Genomic DNA, 19,475 nt, shown 5'->3' on the forward strand with positions numbered 1-19,475 from the left:
ATTAAGAGGGGGATATGGAGTTTTAGGAAATGACGGAATCGGGGACTTCAAATTTGCGAGCTTCTATGTTTCCGGAGCCAATTATACATTCATTGATGCTCAAGGAAACGAAGTTCTTTTACCGGGATATATTCCAAACACATTGGAAAACCCGGATTTAAAATGGGAAACCACCTCACAGCTCAATATTGCAGCGGATTTAAAATTATTCAGAAACTTTACCCTTACCGTAGATTGGTATAAAAAGAAAACATCTGATATCCTTAGAGAAATATTCCTTCCGGGATACGTAGGCGTTACCAATGCACCTACGGCTAATATCGGAGATATGGAAAACAGAGGGGTGGAAGTGGAACTAGGCTATAAAAAGAACTGGACGGATTTCGGATTCTCCATCAATGGAAACTTCTCTTACTTGGAAAATGAAGTAACAAGTCTTGAAAGAGGAAGAGAATATCTTGACGGAGCCGGATTCCAGTCAATGGGACCAGTTCAGAGAATTCAGATCGGGCAGCCGTACAATTCGTTCTACGGGTTTAAATATTTAGGAGTATTCCAGAATCAGGCGCAGATCAACTCCTATGTAAATGCACAGGGGCAAATGATCCTTCCGGATGCTAAGCCGGGAGATTTCATCTGGTCGGATACCAACGGAGATGGTGTGATCTCTGATCTTGATAAAGTGAATCTGGGAAGCTCAATTCCTAAATTCACTTTTGGTTTAACAGCTAATATAAATTATAAGAACTGGGACTTCATGGTATTTGCTCAGGGAGTGGCAGGAAACAAAGTATTTCAGGGGTTGAGAAGATTGGATATGCTGGATGCCAATTACCAGACAAAAATCTTAAACCGTTGGACAGGAGAAGGCTCTACCAATGAGTATCCTCGTCTGACAAGAGATGATGCCAATAAGAATTACTCCAGAATGTCAGATTATTACTTACAAAAAGGAGATTATTTAAGATTAAAATTAATTCAGCTGGGATATACTCTTCCGCAAAGCGCAACAGAAACTTTTGGGGTAAGCAAAGTACGTTTCTATGTAACAGCTGAAAACCTGGTAACATTTACAAAATATACAGGTTATGACCCTGAAATTGCAGCCGGAGACAGTTTCGGTATAGACAGAGCTTTCTATCCACAGGCAAGAACATTTATTTTCGGTGCGAACATCACTTTCTAACACTCTATTACAATGAAGAATACATTATATAAAATCAGCATAACGGCATCCCTTTTAATGGGTGTTGCATTCACCAATACAGCTTGTACCAATGACCATATTGAAGATGTGGAATATTTAGGAGCATTTTCTACTGAAAACTTTTTCAGAAATGAACAGGAATGTTTCTATGCCCTTGTAGGAGCGTATGACGTAATGAGAAAAAATGCAGGCGGATTCGAAAATATGGTAACTTTCTTTAACGCAGGATCAGATGACTTCTACGCAGGAGGAGGAAGTTCTACGGATGGTGCCGGAATACAGGGGCTTTCCAATTATACCATAAATCCTACCATCATGCCTGCGAGCTATTGGAGAGATTATTATCAGGGAGTTTCCAGAACCAATGTTTTGATTCAGAAAGTTCCTTTGGCAGATATGAGTAATGCCATTAAAAATAGATTCATTGCAGAAGCTAAAACATTAAGAGCATTATACTATTTTGATCTGGTAAGAATGTTTGGAAATATTCCTCTTATTTTACAGCCATTTACGGCTTCAGATGATTTATACAATGTTCCGCAGGCGGATAAAGCGGCAGTATATAACCAAATAGAAGCAGATCTGCTTAGCGCAATCCCGGATTTACCTGTAGTGGTTCCGGCTGATCAAAAAGGACGTTTAAGCCAGGGAGCGGCAAGAGCACTTCTTGGAAAAATATACTTATACAACAATAAAAAGGCTGAAGCAGCAGCACAATTGGCGGAAGTAAACGGAACTCCGGGTGGAACCAGCCAATATGGATATAAGCTTGTCGCCAACTTTGCGAGCTTATGGGTAACAAATAATAAGTTTACAACAGAATCTATTATCGAGGTTAATCACACGAATCTTGGAAATTCAGACTGGAGCTTCTGGGGACAGGGAAATGATGAAGGGAATTCTATCTGTATCATGACCTCGCTTCGTTCTTATACCCGCAATGACGCTACCGCTCCGGACTTGGTTTCAGGTTGGGCATTCAATCCGGTTACGGAGAACTTATTTAATTTTATGCAGGGAGATCCGCGTCTCGACGCTTCTATCTTTAATGCTAAAGCTTTAAAACAGGCCGGAAAAATTGATTATTCTGCTGCTTATATGGATTCAGGATACTTTTTAAATAAATATCTGCCTACTAAAGATGAAGTAACCACTTTACCTGGAGCGGCAGAATTGAATTACCGTCAAAATTACATCCTGATCAGATTAGCGGATACTTATTTATTGGAAGCAGAAGCACTTAATGGAACAGGAGCAAGAGCACAGGCTTTGCTTGATGCAGTAAGAGCAAGGGTTGGATTGCCATCCGTTCCGGTTTCTTTACAGGCCATTAAAGATGAAAGAAGAAGAGAGTTGATAGGAGAAGGACACCGTTGGTTTGATTTGGTAAGATGGGGTGATGCACCAACTGTTTTAGCTGCAAGAGGCTTCAAACCAAATAAAAATGAAGTGTTGCCCATTCCTCTTACTGAAATGACAGGAACGGCTCTTCATCAAAATCCGGGCTATTAATCTTTAATTTTAAAAACAATGATAACAAGATATATTCATAAAAGTCTTTTATTAAGCGTAGCAGTTTTATTTATGGCGAGCTGTTCTCCTGATACGGTAGACGGTGACGGGAACGGAATTACTCAAAGTTCCGTAGATGCTTCTTTCACAGCTACCAAAACTGCTGAGAACAGATATACCTTAAAAAGAAATTTCAACAACTATATTACCTCAAAATGGAATATAGATGATGATGGATTCAATATCGGTAAAGAAGAAGAAAAGCTTTTCCTTCCGGATGCCGGTACATATGTAATTCAGCATCAGGCTATCGGAATTGGCGGAGTTGTTGCAGGAACGTCAAGTCAGACGATTGTTATTCCCACCTCAGATCCTGTTTCCGGGAATATGATTCAGGGGGGAAGATTTGATACGCCGGATGAAATTGCCAAATGGACCAAACATATTATCAGTCCGTCCGGTGCAGAATGGGTTTTTTCTAACGGAAAAGCAACTATTGTTGCCAACGGTGGAAATCAACAGGCTATTTATCAGGCAGTGAATGTTGAAGCGGGGAAAAAATATTCCATTGATATGGTCGCTTCTTCAGATACACCTTTAGTGAATACATGGTTTGAAGTCTATGTTTTGAACAGCATTCCGGCATCAGGACAGGATGTGGGTGGTACCGTTTACAGAAATATCAATACATGGGCAGGTTGCGGAACATCTGCTTTTAAAGGAAAAGTATCATCCGTAGGTTGTGATGCTGGTAAAAACGGTGGAGTATTTACTGCTACAACAACAGGAACAGTATATCTTGTCATTAAATGCGGTGGAGATACAGTCAACAGTTTAAGCATTGATAAGGTTGAATTCCGAAGAATGCAATAATAAATCTAACAACTTTCTATGAGATCTAAAAATTCATATAGTTTCTTTATTAGAGGTGCTGCACTTTGCGGTGTAGTACTTCTTTCTTTTTTAAGCTGCAGCAGTACCACAGCAGATTCTTCCAATAATGAGAATCCGGGAAATGGAGGCGGTAATGGTACAGGTGATCCCGTTCAGGTTTGGGTAACAAAAGGCGACCAATCCGTAAAGCTTCAGCAGCAAAGTGATATTCATTTCACTACAGGCTCCGGCTCAGGGGTAAATATAGAAATTGATCCGTCCCAAATTTTTCAGACTGTTGACGGTTTCGGATATACGCTTACCGGAGGTAGTGTTGAAGTCATCAACCAGCTTTCTGCTGCCAAAAAACAGGAATTGTTGAATGATCTGTTCAGCAGTTCAGGAATTGGCGTAAGTTACTTAAGAATCAGCATCGGAGCGTCAGACTTAAACAGTCAGGTTTTTTCCTACAATGATCTTCCTGCAGGACAAACGGATACGACTCTTGCCCAATTCAGCTTAACAAAAGATCAGGCTTTGATCCAGATGCTGAAAGATATTCTGATGATTAACCCCAATATTAAGATTTTAGCAACACCCTGGTCTGCACCCGTTTGGATGAAAGATAACGGAAGTAGCATCGGAGGAAGCCTGAAACCGGAATATTATGGAGTATATGCACAATATTTCGTGAAATATATCCAGCAAATGAAAGCTCAGGGGATCACCATTGATGCGATTACCCCTCAGAATGAGCCACTTCATCCGGGAAATAATCCGAGTATGTATATGACGGCTACGGATCAGGCTACTTTTGTGAAAAATCATTTAGGGCCTGCTTTCCAGGCGGCTAATATCAATACAAAAATCATTGTGTACGATCATAATTGCGACAATACTACATATCCTCTAAGCATTCTGAATGATGCAGCTGCGAATCCTTTTGTGGATGGTTCGGCCTTCCATTTATATGCCGGAGATATTTCAGCCTTAGGAAATGTACATAATCTGTTTCCTAATAAGAATGTGTACTTTACGGAGCAGTGGACCAGCTCTACCGGAGAATTTTCAGGTGATCTGGACTGGCACATGAAAAATGTGATCATCGGCTCCATGAGAAACTGGAGCAAAACCGCCCTTGAATGGAATGTAGCTAATGATGCTTCATTCGGACCTCATACTCCGGGTGGATGTACCCAATGTAAAGGGGCTATTACGGTAACGGGAAATGCAAGCTATGATAAAAATGTTGCGTACTATATCATCGCTCAGGCTTCCAAATTTGTTCCGGCAGGTTCGAAAAGAATAGCTTCTACACAGTCGGGAAACCTGTCTTCGGTAGCATTCATAACGCCTGCCAATAAAAAAGTTCTTATTGTTCAGAACTCAGGAAGCGCATCTCAAACTTTTAATATTAAATTTAACGGTAATTCAGCATCGGCGACAATTACGGCGAAATCTGCTGCTACTTACATCTTTTAAATTAAAATATAATGAAAAAACTTTTCTTTATCATTCTTTCACTATCCTCAACGAGCGCTTTTTCTCAAAAAACAATCGATCAGCGGGTGTCTGAACTCTTATCTAAAATGACCTTAGAGGAAAAAGTAGGGCAGCTGGTTCAATACAGTGGTTTTGAATATGCCACAGGGCCTCAGAATTCCAATTCTGCAACAGTGTTAGAGGAAATAAAAAAGGGAAAAGTTGGATCTATGCTGAATGTAACAGGAGCAGAAGAAACAAAAGCTTTTCAAAAACTGGCCTTACAATCCAGGCTTAAAATTCCTTTACTGTTCGGGCAGGATGTGATCCACGGTTTCAGAACAACGTTTCCGGTGAACCTCGGGCAAGCGGCAAGCTGGGATCTGGGGTTAATTGAAAAATCAGAAAGAATTGCGGCTACGGAAGCCTCTGCTTATGGTATTCATTGGACTTTTGCACCGATGGTGGATGTTGCAAGAGATCCGAGATGGGGAAGAGTAATGGAAGGTTCAGGAGAAGATACGTATCTGGGCACTCAAATTGCGTTGGCAAGAATCAAAGGGTTTCAGGGAAAAGGATTAGGAAATCTGGATGCGATTATGGCATGTGCTAAACACTTTGCAGCGTATGGAGCAGGAGTTGGCGGAAGAGATTACAATTCCGTCGATATGAGTTTAAGACAGTTGAATGAGACTTATCTTCCTCCGTTCAAAGCCGCTGCAGAAGCAGGTGTTGCTACTTTTATGAACTCTTTCAATGATATTAATGGAATCCCTGCAACGGCCAATCAGTATATTTTGAGAGATCTGTTAAAAGGACAGTGGAATTATAAAGGTTTTGTAGTTTCAGATTGGGGTAGTATTGGCGAAATGATTCCTCACGGATATGCCAAAGACCATAAAGAAGCTGCGGAAAAAGCCATTTTAGCAGGTAGCGATATGGATATGGAAAGTCGTGCTTATATGGCTGAACTGCCAAAGTTGGTACAGGAAGGAAAAGTGGATGTAAAGTTCATTGATGATGCTGCAAGAAGAATTTTAACCAAAAAAATTGAAATGGGTCTGTTTGATGATCCTTTCAGATTCAGTAGTGATAAAAGACAGAAAGAACAGACCAATAACCTGGAAAACAGAAAATTCGGAAGAGAATTCGGTTCCAAAAGCATTGTTTTGTTGAAAAATAAAGGAAATATTCTACCCCTTTCAAAATCGGTAAAAACGGTTGCATTGATCGGCCCTTTCGGAAAAGAAACTACGGCTAATCATGGTTTCTGGTCTATCGCTTTTAAAGATGACAATCAGAGAATTGTTACCCAATTTGACGGAATTAAAAATCAGTTGAATGAAAATTCAACCTTATTATATGCCAAAGGCTGTAATGTAGATGATCAGGACAGATCGATGTTTGCTGAAGCTGTAGAAACCGCCAAAAAAGCAGACGTTGTCATCATGACGTTAGGAGAAGGGCATGCAATGAGTGGAGAAGCAAAAAGCAGAAGTAACCTTCATTTTACAGGAGTTCAGGAAGATCTGCTGAAAGAGATTGCCAAAACCGGAAAACCTATCATATTAATGATCAACGCAGGAAGACCTCTTGTATTTGACTGGGCCGCAGACAATATTCCGGCCATCATGTATACTTGGTGGTTAGGAACAGAAGCAGGAAACTCTATTGCGGATGTACTTTTCGGTACCGTAAATCCGGGAGGAAAATTACCCATGAGTTTTCCAAGAACAGAAGGGCAAATTCCAGTGTATTATAACCATTACAATACAGGAAGACCTGCCAAAAACAATACGGACAGAAATTATGTCTCAGCTTATATTGATCTGGATAATGATCCGAAATTCCCGTTTGGTTATGGGTTAAGCTATACTCAGTTCAAATATTCAGATATGAAGTTGAGTTCTACGGATCTTAAAGGACATCAGACTTTGACGATTACTGTAAACGTTTCCAATACCGGAAATTATGATGGAGAAGAAGTGGTACAGCTTTATATCAGAGATTTATTTGGAAAAGTAATAAGACCGGTAAAGGAATTAAAAGGCTTCCAGAAAATAGCTATTAAGAAAGGCGAAAGTAAAGCAGTAACATTTAAACTCACTCCGGAAGATCTGAAATTCTATGACAATGCCCTGAACTACGATTGGGAAGGTGGAGAGTTTGATATTATGGTAGGAACCAATTCTCAGGAGGTACAGACAAAAAGAATCAATTGGATGAAATAGAGAGTAGCGGGATGCGGGTGAGAGTTATGAGTTATGAATGGTTTACCTTAACCTCAGCCTCAATCTTAGCCTTAAAATAAAATAAATTATGAAAATCAAAACTCAGCATATTTTCCACATAATCTTCAGCGCAGCTTGTATTTTATCTGTGACGAATTGTGCTTCCAATAAGCCGGATCCCAACAGAAAACTCATCTGGAATGATGAATTCAATACTAAAGGATTGCCTGATCCTGCCAAATGGAATTACGATGTCGGCGGACACGGCTTCGGAAATGAAGAATCCCAGTTCTATACGAAAAACCGCCTGGAAAACGCGAGAGTGGAAAACGGTAATCTCGTAATTGAAGCCAGAAAAGAAGATTGGGAACAAAGTAAGTATACTTCTGCAAGACTTTTAACGAAAGGCAAATTCTCATTTCAATATGGAACCGTTGAGGTAAGGGCAAAATTACCGAAAGGCCGTGGAACCTGGCCTGCCATCTGGATGATGAGTGAAAACATGAAGAAATGGCCCGATGACGGAGAATTGGACATCATGGAACATGTCGGCTTTAATCAGGGACATATTCATGCTTCGGTGCATACCAAAAAATATAATCATATTCAGGGAACCCAGAAAACAGATACCATTTTGGTAAATGATGCCAGTGAAAAATTCCATGTGTATAAAGCGGACTGGACGCCGGAAAAAATTGATGTGTATGTGGATGATCAAAAATATTTCACCTATATCAATAAAGAAAAAAACGATGAAGCATGGCCTTTTGACCGGCCTTACTATATTATCCTGAATCTGGCAGTCGGCGGTTTCTGGGGTGGAAAAGAAGGAATTGATGACAGCATCTTTCCTCAAAAATATTACATCGACTATGTAAGAGTGTATCAAAATAAATAAATGAAGTGAGAGCGTTGCTCAAAAATAGAAAGAGAAAATATGAAATTAAAAGTGTACAGACCCCTTAACAATAATGATGGTATCGTTGGCAAAAAACTGATTGCCGGATGTTTTGTTGTGAGTGTTGTTTTCAATGTAAATGCACAAAACTATTGGAAAAAGAATGCGGGGAAGGTAACGGCTAAAGTAATTCTTACCAACTCCAAAGCCAATGAAAAAATGGCAGATAAGGGAACAGTGAAATTCGAAAAATTCAGCCAGCCCAAAGAAACGGATGCCTGTATTTTTGTGGATCCGGACTTTAAATATCAAAAATTGATTGGCATCGGAGGAGCCATTACGGATGCATCTGCGGAAACTTTTTATAAAATGCCGAAAAACAAGCAGAAGGAAATCATTGAAGCCTATTATGGGAAAAACGGGTTAGGATATACTGTTGTCCGTACCAATATGAATTCCTGTGATTTTTCCAGCGATTCTTATACGTATGTACAGGACAATGATACTTCTCTGAAGTCTTTCAATGTAAGTCATGATGAAAAGTATAAAATTCCTATGATCAAGGAAGCCCAGAAAGCTATAGGAAATCAGTTCACTTTTTACTTTTCTCCGTGGAGTCCACCTGCATGGATGAAATCCAATAAGAATATGCTGAAAGGGGGAAGACTTGAAAATATGTATTATCAGACCTGGGCGGATTACTATATCAAATTCATCAAAGAATACGAGAAAAGAGGAATCAATGTTTGGGGATTGACGGTTCAGAACGAACCGATGGCAACACAAACCTGGGAATCGTGCATTTATACCGCGGAAGAAGAAGGAGAGTTCCTTAAAAACAATTTAGGACCCACTCTGTGGAAAAATGGCTATAAAGATAAGAAAGTAATGATCTGGGATCATAACAGAGATCTGATCTATCAAAGGGCAACCACTACTTTAAGCGACCCCGAAACCTCAAAATATGCTTCCGGAATTGCCTATCACTGGTATGAAACATGGAATAATAAAACCCAGTTATTTGATAATCTTTCCGAAACGCAAAGAGCTTTTCCTGATAAATTCTTAGCCTTTACGGAAGGTTGTAAAGAACAATTTATGATGTCGAGAATCTACGATGTAAGCCTGGGTGAACTTTACGGTAGGAATATGATCAATGATTTCAATAAGGGAACGGCTTTATGGACAGACTGGAATGTGCTTCTGGATGAAACCGGAGGTCCCAATCACGTAGGAAACTTTTGTTTTGCGCCGATCATTGCCGATACGAAGACCGGAGAGGTTTATTACACTTATGAATACTATTATGTAGGTCATGTTTCAAAATATATCAAGCCGAATGCCCAAAGAATAGGAACCTCTTCCAACAGAGCCGCTCTGATCGCCACTTCTTTCATGAATGAAAACGGACAACTGGTGACCGTAATTATGAACGAATCCGATCAGGATATGGATACCAATCTTTGGATCGAAGGAATGTCTGCCAGACTTTCGGCCCCGGCTCACTCTATACAGACTGTAATTTTGTAAGCTTCATATTAACACTATTATTATTAAAAATCGGCGGCCTCGAAGAGGCCGCCGATTTGATTTATCGCTTAGAAATAATTTTAAATTATTCCTTTACATCATATTTATCAATTACTTTCTGGGTAACTCCCGTATTGCTGAAACCACCATCGTGGAATAAGTTCTGCATTGTTACTTTTCTGGTAAGATCAGAGAACATGCTTACACAGTAGTTGGCACAATCAAGAGCAGTCGCATTTCCTAGCGGAGACATATCTTCAGCATACCCTAAGAAACCTCCGAAACCTTTTACACCGCTACCTGCAGTTGTAGGAGTAGGAGACTGTGAAATAGTGTTTACACGCACTTTTCTTTCCCCCCAATAGTTTCCGAAAGATCTGGTGATGCTTTCCAAATACGCTTTATTATCTGCCATATCGTTATAATCAGGGAACGTTCTTTGTGCTGCAATATAGGTAAGCGCAACAATGCTTCCCCATTCGTTTACACAATTTTTTTCCCAAGCCACACGCATTACTTTATGGAAAGAAACGGCAGAAACATCCCATCCTTTTTCTAACCAGTCGTAGTTCATATCTGTATAATGTTTTCCTTTTCTTACATTTACAGACATGCCTATAGAGTGAAGAATAAAATCGATTTTACCGTATTTTGCGATAGCCGCATCAAAAAGTTTTTCAAGATCTTCAATAGAAGTGGCATCTGCACCTATTACTTCAGAACCAGTTTTCTCTGCCAAAGCATTAAGTTCTCCCATTCTCATGGCAATAGGAGCGTTGGATAATATAAATTCAGCTCCTTCTTCATGGCATCTTTCAGCAACTTTCCATGCAATAGATTGTTCATTAAGGGCCCCAAAAATAATTCCCTTTTTGCCTTTAAGTAAACCGTATGACATAATTTTTTAATGTTTATTGAATACAAATGTAGCAATAATTTGTGTTTAAAGCATAATAAAAACGGAGCCTTAATAAAAAGACTCCGTTTTTCTTGAAAATATTTATATGACTGAATTTCTTTAATTCGTTTTCTTATTCCATTCCGCTTTTACATCCTCTGCCGCATCTTTGGTTTTTTCCCAGGCTTCATTCGCTTTATCCTTAATATCTTCCCAGGTTTCAGAAACATTGGCTTTTACTCTGTCCAGCCAGTCTTCCTGGTTGGCTTCTTCATCATTCGCTCTTTTTTCATTGATATAATCCCTGGCTTTATCTGCCAGCTCATTGATTTTCCATTTAGCATGATCCGCAGCATTTCTTAAAGAATTTTCTGTGTTGTTTACTGCATTTTCCGCTTTGTTGTAATCTGCATTGTCCATAATATTAATATTTTAGTGTTTTGTAGTTGTTAAAACAATAACCATTCCTAAAGACAGTAGTTACTGTTAAACTTTTCATAATCTTTTGTTATACTTTTCTAAATCAGGATTATATTTGTTATTAAAATAGCCAGCTATGGAAAAAATACGTTGCGGGTGGTGTGAAAAAGATGATTTGTACAGAAAATACCATGATGAAGAGTGGGGAAAACCGGTATATGATGATGACACTATCTTTGAATTCTTAATACTTGAAAGCTTTCAGGCCGGACTGAGCTGGTATACCATTCTTTCCAAAAGAGAAAACTTCAGGAAAGCATTTGATCATTTTAATTATAAAAAAATCGCAAAGTATTCTGAGAAAAAAGTAGAGGAATTGATGCAGGATTCAGGAATCATCAGAAACAGGCTGAAAATTCTTGCAACTATTACCAATGCTCAACAATTTCAGAAAATCCAGAAGGAATTCGGAAGCTTTTCCAAGTATATATGGGAATTTGTTGATGGAAAACCTATTGACAATAAGCCTAAAACCCTAAAAGATGTTCCCGCCACTACGGAAATTTCGGATGCGATAGCAAAAGATATGAAGAAAAGAGGATTTAAGTTCATGGGGTCAACCGTTGTATATGCGCATATGCAGGCAACCGGAATGGTAAACGATCATGTGGAAAATTGTATCACCAGATAACCGCTATAAAGATTTTGATTTCTTTTCGATCTCATTTTCATTTAAAATATATTAATTATATGAAAGAAATTTAATAAGTTCGCAACAATACATATCAATAAAACTATAACTATAAATGAAGAAAACTTTACTTGTTTTAAGCTTATTTTGCTTACATTTTTTTTACGGACAGTCTAAAAAATCACTTGAGAAAAGACCTTTTATTCCCGTTGAACTGACTAAAACCGATGGAACAACAGAAAAAATCTTATTAAGAGATATTTATTTTCCGAAAGCGGAAGCTTTTATGGGAATGATATCACAAAATAAAAGCGAATCAGTTTTTAAAAACGAACAAAAATTCGAATATAAGGTTTCTGAAGAATCAGAGGTACAAAAAATCAATTATAATGATATTAAAAAATTGAAAGTCATAGATAAATTTGATGACGAAATAGTAGGATATGAAAAACTGAATATTAAAAAAGTAAGCAAAGATAATGTCGTAAGCGATAAGAATTATGACGTTCTATTGCCCATTTTATATGAAGGGAAAATAAATATTTACGGATATGAATACTCGGTTTGCACCAATAATATGGGATGTATGTACGTTGGAACAATTATGTACATTAAGAATCATAAATCCGATTATGCAATAATGCCTGTTGATATCGATGAGGCTTCTTTTTTTAATTTAGGCAGCCTTGATGAAAAGTTTATTAATGCTTTTAAATTTGTCGGCGGAGACTGTCCTGATTTTATTAAATACCTGGATGATCTTTATATCAAAATGCAGAGTAAAGATTTTAGAAAGCAGTTGAAGCAGGATTCAAAAGATGTCCACAATGAAGCGATAGAAGAAGCGAAAAGCCTGGAAAAAAAGGATAGATTCAACTATATTGCGGCCAAAAGATCTCAATTTGAGGTGCAGCGCTTTATAAAAATCATCAATGAATACGAAAAGAACTGCCCGTAATACATAAAAAAGGACCTCGATTAGAGATCCTTTTTATATTTATTTAATGATTCTATCCAACACCCATTCAATAAGGTTCTTTTCCGAAGCATGATGATCGGCAGAGAATTCTCCACGTCTTCTGTTGGCAATTACATTATTTACGGTAATTGCTTTATGGCCTAATAATTTAGAAAGGGCATAGATCGCAGAAGTTTCCATTTCAAAATTGGTCACTCCAAGATCATTTAAAGTTTCCAGGAACTTGTCATCTACTGCTTTCAGACGAAGCTGTCTTCCCTGCGGCGCATAAAATCCCGGGAAAGTTGCCGTATTTCCATGGTATTTGGCATCTTTGTAAAGATCAGCAATATCTTCCGCCCAATCTGCAAAATACAACATAGGCTTGATTTTTTCGTACGGGAATCTTTCCAGAAAGCTTTTTGAGAACTCATTCTCGAATTCATAATCCTGATAGAAGTGCATCAAACCGTCCAATCCAACCACATTCTGCGTTACGAGCATATTATCCACCTGAACCTCAGGATTCACACTTCCGCAGGTTCCCATACGGAATAGCTGAAGCGATTTGTGCCCGGTCTTGAACTCTTTATTTTTAAGATCGATATTCACCAGAGCATCAAGTTCGTTCATTACGATATCTATATTCTCTGTCCCGATACCTGTAGACATCACGGAAATTCTTTCTCCACGTAAAGTTCCGGTATGGGTATAAAACTCCCTTTTATTTTTCTGTATTTCTACCTTATCAAAGTATTTCGATACTTTCGGCACCCTGTCCGGATCTCCTACAAGGATGATTTTATCGGCAATATCTTCCGGTAAAAGATTAAGGTGGTAAACGCTTCCGTCTTCATTCAGAACGAGTTCTGAGGCTGCAAGTTTATTTAGCATTTGATAAATTTTTAATTAATAAAAATAGCTTCTTTATAAGGCGTAGACATCAGTTCTATAAGTGAACCATATTCTTCAACAATTCTTTTTTGACCCTGATAGACTTCGTACACGGTAATGGTGGTCTTTTCAAAATTCTTCGGATCTTTTCTCTGGGAAGTAATTTCGTAAAAATGATCCCCTTTCTTTAAGACAGAAACCAATTCTTCCTTAGTGGAATTGTTGGCTTCCATCATTCCCGGAAAATCCATGACGATGTCTTTTAATTCGTTGTATTTTTTATATGGTTTGGTTACCCCGTTGGAATAGACGTATACTTTAGGTACAGGCTGATCCTTTACCAGACGAACAAGGTAATAATCATTACCTTTCTTCTCAGCATAAACAGCCATTTCACTATCCTTTTGTGAAAAAAGAGATAAAGAAAAAAGACTGGCAATAAATGCATACAATAATTTTGCTTTCATATGATATTCAGTTTTTTGGTTGCAAATTCAGTCCCTCAATTTTTTGGGGAGGGTAAAATTAGTAAAAAATCCATTATGAAGGATATAAACATTATTTAATCAAAATTTAAAATTATAGTAATATGGGTGTAGCACGGAGATCTTAGTTTTGAGCGTAAAAATTCATGAGGGTTTATCCGCTGCTTGTTATTGCTTTATTCATCAGTTTTGCAATGATGTCGTTCAATCCTATATACAAAAGTGTTGAAAACGAAAATACAGTAATCAATAAAGGATTAAGTAATTTTAAAACCAGGCTTGAACAGCTAAAATCTGATGTTCACTTATTCGCGGAGGATAAGATTTCTCTTGAAGATCTGCAGCAATCATTGAGCAGTGCAAGAAACTCCTACAAAGAGATCGAATTCTACATTGCATACCATTATCCGGAGTTTGCTAAAACACATCTTAATGCAGCTCCTCTGTTTCACATTGAAGCAGCAGGGACAATGGCTTATACCTTGCCTCCGGAAGGACTGCAGGTATTGGATGAACTGATTTTTTCCGAAGAAGCAGCGCACGAAAAAGAAAAAATAAAAGACATTACCGGTTTTTTATATAATAATTATGCTAAATTTTATCTGAGTGCCACCAAAAACGGATTAAGCAAAGGAAACAACAAAACATTGCCATTAAGACTGGAACTCATCCGGATTTATACTTTAGGCGTAACGGGTTTTGATACTCCGGGATCCTTGAATATTTCTGAGGAAGCGGCTCATGCTCTTTCAGGAATGAAGGAATATATCAATGATGACCCGTACTTTAAGAATTTTGATGTTCGTAAAGCCAATACAGTATTGTTGGAAAGCATTGATTACCTTTCAAAAAATGAAGATTTTGAAACGTTTGACCGTATAGGATTTTATAAAAAATATATACAGCCTTTGTATGAAGAATTCGGGAAATGGGACGGGCAACCGGATGATCTGAAAGAATTTTCAGGCTGGAATGTAAATAGCAAAAACTTCTTCAGCAGTGACTTTCTGAATCCTTATTTCTATACCTTATTAAAGCCATCAGAAGATAATGCTGAATTGAGAAAACTCGGAGAAAAAATTTTTTATGATCAGAATGTAAGCGATAACGGTAAAATGAGCTGCGCAAACTGTCATTTGCCGGAAAATGCCTTTACGGATTTAAAAGTAAAATCCCAGAGCAATGTAGAAGGACAGACGGTATTAAGGAATTCCCCATCATTATATAATGCCGTATTTGCCAAAAGATTTTTCTATGATATGCGTGCCTTTTACCTTGAACAGCAGGCTGAACACGTGATTTACAATGAACAGGAATTCAATACAAGCTACGAAAGCATCATCAAAAAGCTAAAAGTAAACTCTGATTATAAGAAAGCATTCCGGGCTGCCTTCAAAGACGGAAAGATCAATAAGCAGAATTTTTCCAAAGCATTGAGTTCTTATGTAGCCTCATTGTATTCTTTTGAAAGTGATTTCGACCGTTTTATGAGAAATGAAAAAGAAATCTCGGAAGATGCGAAGAAAGGGTATAATCTATTCATGGGAAAAGCCAACTGTGCAACCTGTCATTTTGCTCCTCATTTCTCCGGCTTGGTTCCGCCTTTTTATAATGAAAATGAATCAGAAGTATTAGGCGTGACTCAAGAACCCGTCAGGCAAAAGCCTCTGATATTGGATGAGGATAAAGGAAGGTTTAACAGTTTGGTGAAAAAGGAAAATTCGTGGATCTATGAAAATTCCTTTAAAACAATGACGGTAAGAAATATTGCGCTTACTAAACCTTACTTCCATAACGGAGCTTTCAATACGCTGGAAGAAGTGTTGGAATTTTACAATGAAGGAGGGGGAGAAGGTTTAGGATTGAAAATGAAAAACCAAACTCTGCCTCCGGATAAACTCAACCTTACACAATCGGAAATTCAACAGATCATTGCTTTCCTGAATACACTGACAGACATTAGCAAAACAAAAAACAGATAGGTCGTTACGAGATACGGGATACGATTTATAGCTGTGCGTAAAAGAGATGCAAGGTAAGATTAAAATAAACTGATTAGAAAAAACCTTTATTATAAATAAAACAGCTCTTTAACTTTATCCCGTATCTCGTACCCCGAATCCAACCATGACTCTTAACAATGAATTAATTCCCTTAACATTGAGTTTCAGATTTATTAATATTCATTCGTATTTATTTAAAATACTATTAATAGTGCGTTCGTAATTAAAAAATAGTTTTGCATTGTCTAATAAATCGAATTACTATGAAGAAAAAACTACTAGCAGTTGCGGCACTTGCATTACTCACAGGTTCTGTAGTGAAAGCACAGACTTGTCCGGGAACTCACATCAGTTGTTTCACATCTATTGTTCCAACAGCACAAACAAATAAATTGATTCTTCCGGTTGAGCATAAGTATCAGCTTATTTTAAAGGAAGGAGACAGCTATACGCAAGGAGGGGGATTTGTAGGAGGATTGAATGACTTTACAGGATATGTTCCTATTACCGGAAGCAGCACCAACGGATACCTTTCCGTAAACCATGAAACCAATCCGGGGGGTGTTACTATGGCTGAAATTAATTACAATACAGCTACAAAACTTTGGCAATTAACGAAATCCAGAGCCGTAAGCTTTTCAGATCCAAGCCTGGTGCAGACTGTCAGAAACTGTTCGGGAGGAGTTACTCCCTGGGGAACAATCGTTACGGCAGAAGAGCAAACGACATCTAATGATATTAATGCTGACGGTTATAAAGATTACGGATGGCTGGTGGAAATCAATCCTGCAACAGCTGAAGTAAGTTCTCTTAATACAGACGGTACAAAAGGTAAGTTATGGCAAATGGGGATTATGAACCACGAAAATGTAGTGATAAATAATGCCGGAACCGTAGCCTACTTTGGAGAGGACGGAGGAACAAATAAGGTGTACAAATACGTAATGGATACACCTAACAACCTTTCTTCCGGAAATTTATACGTTTTAAAGCTGGACCAGGGATTAAGCAACGGAAATCCTGTAACAACAACGGCCGTTTGGGTTCAGGTTCCGAACAAAATAAAAGCAGATCAGAACACTGTGGCGTCTGCAGCACATTCCTTAGGTGGTACCACTTTTAATGGAGTGGAAGATGTGGAGATCAGCCCTTTGGATGGTAAAATATACTTTACGGCTAAAGGGCTGAATAAAGTATACAGATTACAAGATGACGGTGCTACGGCTTCTCAGGTAGAAACTTTCGTAGGAGGTCTTACTACAAATTATTCTTTCAATACGGCACAAGGGATGAAAACTGAAGCTTGGGGCGATGGTAATGATAACCTTACTTTTGATGAATTGGGAAATCTTTGGGTACTTCAGGACGGAGGAAAGAATTACATTTGGGTAGTTGCTCCGGATCATACCCAGGCTAACCCTAAAGTAAGACTTTTTGCTTCCATGCCTGCAGGATCTGAACCAACCGGTCTTACTTTTACACCGGATCACAAATTCGGATTCTTCTCTATTCAGCATCCGGATGCTACTATCGCTACAGATATTGATGCCACCGGAAATACTATTGACTACAGAGGAAAATCGGCTACCATCGTAGTAGCTCTTAAAGAGAATTTGGGAACAACCGGATCATTGGGAACAATTGATCAGAATGTTGAAAATAGTGTTACGATATCTCCGAATCCTACTTCAGGAATTGTAAAGGTTAATGCTCCTAAAACCTTAAAAAACATTACAGTAACTGCGTACAGTGTGGATGGTAAAGTGGTTTACAGCAATAAATTCACAGGTTCGTATACTTCATTAGACCTTGATTTTACTTCCCAGCTTGAAGCATCCCGTATCCTGGTTGTTAATATCGAAGCAGAAGGCGGATTCCAGAAAATGGTAAAAGTTCTTAAAAAATAAACTATTAATAATTTCTTGAGCTGTCGGTAAAGATTCTTTTTGCCGGCAGCTTTTCTCTATTTATGAAAAAGCTTTTTCTATTAATTTCATCTCTTTCCATGATTCAGGTCGCAGCTCAGATCGATCCTGTGAAATATCCCACATACACAAATATTGAAGATGCTCTGAAAAGTAAAGAAACGGTATACAGCATAAGCTTTAGAGATAAATCATTATTTAATATTCCTCCGGATATTAAAAAATTGAATTCACTGTTTTTCCTAAATATTATGGGAAATAAGCTGGAAAAAATGGATCAGGAAATCTTTACCCTGAAGGGACTTGAAATATTAAACGCCAATCAGAACAGCATTAAATATATCCCTAATGAAATAGGAGAGCTGAAAAAGCTGAAAACTTTTTCAATGAGCTTGAACAGCCTGACATCTGTTAACCCAAATGTGGCGCAGCTTCAGAATCTGGAAGTTATTCAACTGGATGCCAACAACCTGAATGTATTCCCTGAAGCTTTACTTCAAATTCCTGCTTTAGTGGAAATCAACCTGCAGGGGAACCAGATCAGCTTTATTGATGAAGATCTCCGGAAAATCAAAAACCTGAAATTTTTAAACCTTTCCGCGAATCAGATTAATGATTTGGGAAATATAGACCTTCCTGAACAATTAAGATACCTTGAACTGCAGCAGAATGCCATCATCAGTTTGCCTGATCAGCTGTTCCGTGCCAAAAACCTTGAATTTTTAAATGTAGGTCAGAATAATATCAGGCAGATTTCACCTGAAATAAGAGGACTAAAGAATATTGTCAGTTTAAATCTTGCTAACAATAAAATAACAGACCTCCCGAAAGAACTGAAAGAATTAAAAAACCTGAAAACACTGATTCTTACAGGAAATCCTATAGAAAAGTTAAAAATTGATAAACTAAGAGCTTTATTACCGGAAACTCAGATTTATTTCTGATTATCCGCCGACTCTTTTTGTTTTATATCCCATATCTTTAAGGATTTCCATGATTTTGTCACGGTTATCCCCTTGAATGATGATCACACCGTCTTTTTCAGAACCACCGATCCCCAAAGTGGTTTTGATCTTTTTGGAAATGTTTTTCAGTTCTTCTTCGCTGCCTTCCCAGCCTTCAATTAAGGTTACGGGTTTTCCGTTCCTTCCTTTTTTTTCAAACTTGCATACCAAAGGCTCTTTTTGCTTGAATTCCTCTTGAGGCATTTCAAAATCCTGCTCTTCATGATCAGGAAAAAGGTTCTTAAGTTGATCTCGTAAATCCATGGAACAAAATTAAAAAATAATAATTTATTTAAAGATGCAAATTTTAAATACTCAATATCGCAGCTTCAAGTTTAGAGCTTTGCTGAAACGTGATTTCAAACAAATTATACCACTGGACACCGATTTTGATTATTAAAACAAATCATCTGGATAATCCGCTCAATCTGCAAGGCGAAAATAATTCTGATCAAATTAAGTAT

Annotated in this window: 17 protein-coding genes; 12 read left to right on the forward strand and 5 right to left on the reverse strand. The window is 38.0% G+C overall.

Going from position 1 to position 19,475, the window contains the following annotated elements; translation table 11 throughout:
* The 7 genes from ACGHIN_RS13700 to ACGHIN_RS13730 form a co-directional block, all read left to right on the forward strand.
* Positions 1-1,186, forward strand: a 1,186-nt coding sequence (locus tag ACGHIN_RS13700) for a TonB-dependent receptor domain-containing protein (protein WP_390454546.1), incomplete at its 5' end; no start/stop codon positions are given.
* Between the two features lie 12 nt (positions 1,187-1,198).
* Positions 1,199-2,719, forward strand: a complete 1,521-nt coding sequence (locus tag ACGHIN_RS13705) for a RagB/SusD family nutrient uptake outer membrane protein (RefSeq protein ID WP_390454549.1) — start codon at positions 1,199-1,201, stop codon at positions 2,717-2,719.
* Between the two features lie 18 nt (positions 2,720-2,737).
* Positions 2,738-3,592 carry a hypothetical protein gene (locus ACGHIN_RS13710; protein WP_390454552.1) on the forward strand — a complete coding sequence of 285 codons (855 nt, stop codon included), beginning with the start codon at positions 2,738-2,740 and terminating at the stop codon, positions 3,590-3,592.
* A gap of 18 nt (positions 3,593-3,610) precedes the next feature.
* Positions 3,611-5,074: a glycoside hydrolase family 30 protein gene (locus ACGHIN_RS13715; RefSeq protein WP_390454556.1), complete on the forward strand. Its 1,464-nt coding sequence runs from the start codon at positions 3,611-3,613 to the stop codon at positions 5,072-5,074.
* Positions 5,075-5,085: 11 nt separating this feature from the next.
* On the forward strand, positions 5,086-7,305 hold the full coding sequence (bglX, locus tag ACGHIN_RS13720; protein ID WP_390454558.1) for a beta-glucosidase BglX: 2,220 nt from the start codon (positions 5,086-5,088) through the stop codon (positions 7,303-7,305).
* An 88-nt stretch (positions 7,306-7,393) separates the two neighbouring features.
* Entirely contained in the window at positions 7,394-8,203 is an 810-nt protein-coding gene (locus ACGHIN_RS13725) for a glycoside hydrolase family 16 protein (protein ID WP_390454560.1), read from the forward strand.
* A gap of 39 nt (positions 8,204-8,242) precedes the next feature.
* Complete coding sequence (locus tag ACGHIN_RS13730) at positions 8,243-9,733, forward strand: glycoside hydrolase family 30 protein (protein WP_390454563.1); 1,491 nt, start codon at positions 8,243-8,245, stop codon at positions 9,731-9,733.
* An 85-nt stretch (positions 9,734-9,818) separates the two neighbouring features.
* On the opposite strand, the gene ACGHIN_RS13735 is transcribed toward ACGHIN_RS13730, so the two are convergent.
* Positions 9,819-10,631 carry an enoyl-ACP reductase FabI gene (locus ACGHIN_RS13735; protein ID WP_390454566.1) on the reverse strand — a complete coding sequence of 271 codons (813 nt, stop codon included), beginning with the start codon at positions 10,629-10,631 and terminating at the stop codon, positions 9,819-9,821.
* Between the two features lie 120 nt (positions 10,632-10,751).
* A complete protein-coding gene (locus tag ACGHIN_RS13740) occupies positions 10,752-11,051 on the reverse strand; it encodes a hypothetical protein (protein WP_390454569.1) in 300 nt (99 codons plus the stop codon).
* A gap of 136 nt (positions 11,052-11,187) precedes the next feature.
* Between ACGHIN_RS13740 and ACGHIN_RS13745 the strand changes: the two genes are divergently transcribed.
* A complete protein-coding gene (locus ACGHIN_RS13745; protein WP_390454572.1) occupies positions 11,188-11,742 on the forward strand; it encodes a DNA-3-methyladenine glycosylase I in 555 nt (184 codons plus the stop codon).
* Between the two features lie 115 nt (positions 11,743-11,857).
* Positions 11,858-12,700 carry a hypothetical protein gene (locus ACGHIN_RS13750; RefSeq protein ID WP_390454575.1) on the forward strand — a complete coding sequence of 281 codons (843 nt, stop codon included), beginning with the start codon at positions 11,858-11,860 and terminating at the stop codon, positions 12,698-12,700.
* 39 nt (positions 12,701-12,739) lie between these two features.
* On the opposite strand, the gene ACGHIN_RS13755 is transcribed toward ACGHIN_RS13750, so the two are convergent.
* Both ACGHIN_RS13755 and ACGHIN_RS13760 read right to left on the reverse strand, forming a co-directional pair.
* Positions 12,740-13,594, reverse strand: coding sequence for a nucleoside phosphorylase (locus ACGHIN_RS13755; protein WP_390454578.1), 855 nt, complete (start codon positions 13,592-13,594; stop codon positions 12,740-12,742).
* Between the two features lie 11 nt (positions 13,595-13,605).
* Positions 13,606-14,061: a hypothetical protein gene (locus tag ACGHIN_RS13760; protein WP_390454581.1), complete on the reverse strand. Its 456-nt coding sequence runs from the start codon at positions 14,059-14,061 to the stop codon at positions 13,606-13,608.
* 164 nt (positions 14,062-14,225) lie between these two features.
* On the opposite strand from ACGHIN_RS13760, the gene ACGHIN_RS13765 reads away from it, so the two are divergent.
* From ACGHIN_RS13765 to ACGHIN_RS13775, 3 genes are all read left to right on the forward strand, one after another.
* Positions 14,226-16,061 carry a cytochrome-c peroxidase gene (locus ACGHIN_RS13765; protein WP_390454584.1) on the forward strand — a complete coding sequence of 612 codons (1,836 nt, stop codon included), beginning with the start codon at positions 14,226-14,228 and terminating at the stop codon, positions 16,059-16,061.
* Between the two features lie 284 nt (positions 16,062-16,345).
* Entirely contained in the window at positions 16,346-17,989 is a 1,644-nt protein-coding gene (locus ACGHIN_RS13770; RefSeq protein ID WP_390454587.1) for an alkaline phosphatase PhoX, read from the forward strand.
* A 62-nt stretch (positions 17,990-18,051) separates the two neighbouring features.
* Complete coding sequence (locus tag ACGHIN_RS13775) at positions 18,052-18,951, forward strand: leucine-rich repeat domain-containing protein (protein ID WP_390454590.1); 900 nt, start codon at positions 18,052-18,054, stop codon at positions 18,949-18,951.
* Here the strand turns inward: ACGHIN_RS13775 and ACGHIN_RS13780 are convergent, their stop codons facing one another.
* Positions 18,952-19,275 carry a translation initiation factor gene (locus tag ACGHIN_RS13780; protein ID WP_390454593.1) on the reverse strand — a complete coding sequence of 108 codons (324 nt, stop codon included), beginning with the start codon at positions 19,273-19,275 and terminating at the stop codon, positions 18,952-18,954.
* Positions 19,276-19,475: the final 200 nt, after the last annotated feature.

This window comes from Chryseobacterium barbadense (genome assembly GCF_042849955.1).
GTDB lineage: Bacteria > Bacteroidota > Bacteroidia > Flavobacteriales > Weeksellaceae > Chryseobacterium.

Excerpts from the sequence above, each read along its gene's own strand:
- ACGHIN_RS13745 (WP_390454572.1), top strand. The coding sequence starts at position 11,188 with ATGGAAAAAATACGTTGCGGGTGGTGTGAAAAAGATGATTTGTACAGA.
- ACGHIN_RS13740 (WP_390454569.1), bottom strand. The coding sequence starts at position 11,051 with ATGGACAATGCAGATTACAACAAAGCGGAAAATGCAGTAAACAACACA.
- ACGHIN_RS13730 (WP_390454563.1), top strand. The coding sequence starts at position 8,243 with ATGAAATTAAAAGTGTACAGACCCCTTAACAATAATGATGGTATCGTT.
- ACGHIN_RS13735 (WP_390454566.1), bottom strand. The coding sequence starts at position 10,631 with ATGTCATACGGTTTACTTAAAGGCAAAAAGGGAATTATTTTTGGGGCC.
- ACGHIN_RS13760 (WP_390454581.1), bottom strand. The coding sequence starts at position 14,061 with ATGAAAGCAAAATTATTGTATGCATTTATTGCCAGTCTTTTTTCTTTA.
- bglX (WP_390454558.1), top strand. The coding sequence starts at position 5,086 with ATGAAAAAACTTTTCTTTATCATTCTTTCACTATCCTCAACGAGCGCT.
- ACGHIN_RS13775 (WP_390454590.1), top strand. The coding sequence starts at position 18,052 with ATGAAAAAGCTTTTTCTATTAATTTCATCTCTTTCCATGATTCAGGTC.
- ACGHIN_RS13780 (WP_390454593.1), bottom strand. The coding sequence starts at position 19,275 with ATGGATTTACGAGATCAACTTAAGAACCTTTTTCCTGATCATGAAGAG.
- ACGHIN_RS13755 (WP_390454578.1), bottom strand. The coding sequence starts at position 13,594 with ATGCTAAATAAACTTGCAGCCTCAGAACTCGTTCTGAATGAAGACGGA.
- ACGHIN_RS13725 (WP_390454560.1), top strand. The coding sequence starts at position 7,394 with ATGAAAATCAAAACTCAGCATATTTTCCACATAATCTTCAGCGCAGCT.
- ACGHIN_RS13765 (WP_390454584.1), top strand. The coding sequence starts at position 14,226 with ATGAGGGTTTATCCGCTGCTTGTTATTGCTTTATTCATCAGTTTTGCA.
- ACGHIN_RS13750 (WP_390454575.1), top strand. The coding sequence starts at position 11,858 with ATGAAGAAAACTTTACTTGTTTTAAGCTTATTTTGCTTACATTTTTTT.
- ACGHIN_RS13705 (WP_390454549.1), top strand. The coding sequence starts at position 1,199 with ATGAAGAATACATTATATAAAATCAGCATAACGGCATCCCTTTTAATG.
- ACGHIN_RS13770 (WP_390454587.1), top strand. The coding sequence starts at position 16,346 with ATGAAGAAAAAACTACTAGCAGTTGCGGCACTTGCATTACTCACAGGT.
- ACGHIN_RS13710 (WP_390454552.1), top strand. The coding sequence starts at position 2,738 with ATGATAACAAGATATATTCATAAAAGTCTTTTATTAAGCGTAGCAGTT.
- ACGHIN_RS13715 (WP_390454556.1), top strand. The coding sequence starts at position 3,611 with ATGAGATCTAAAAATTCATATAGTTTCTTTATTAGAGGTGCTGCACTT.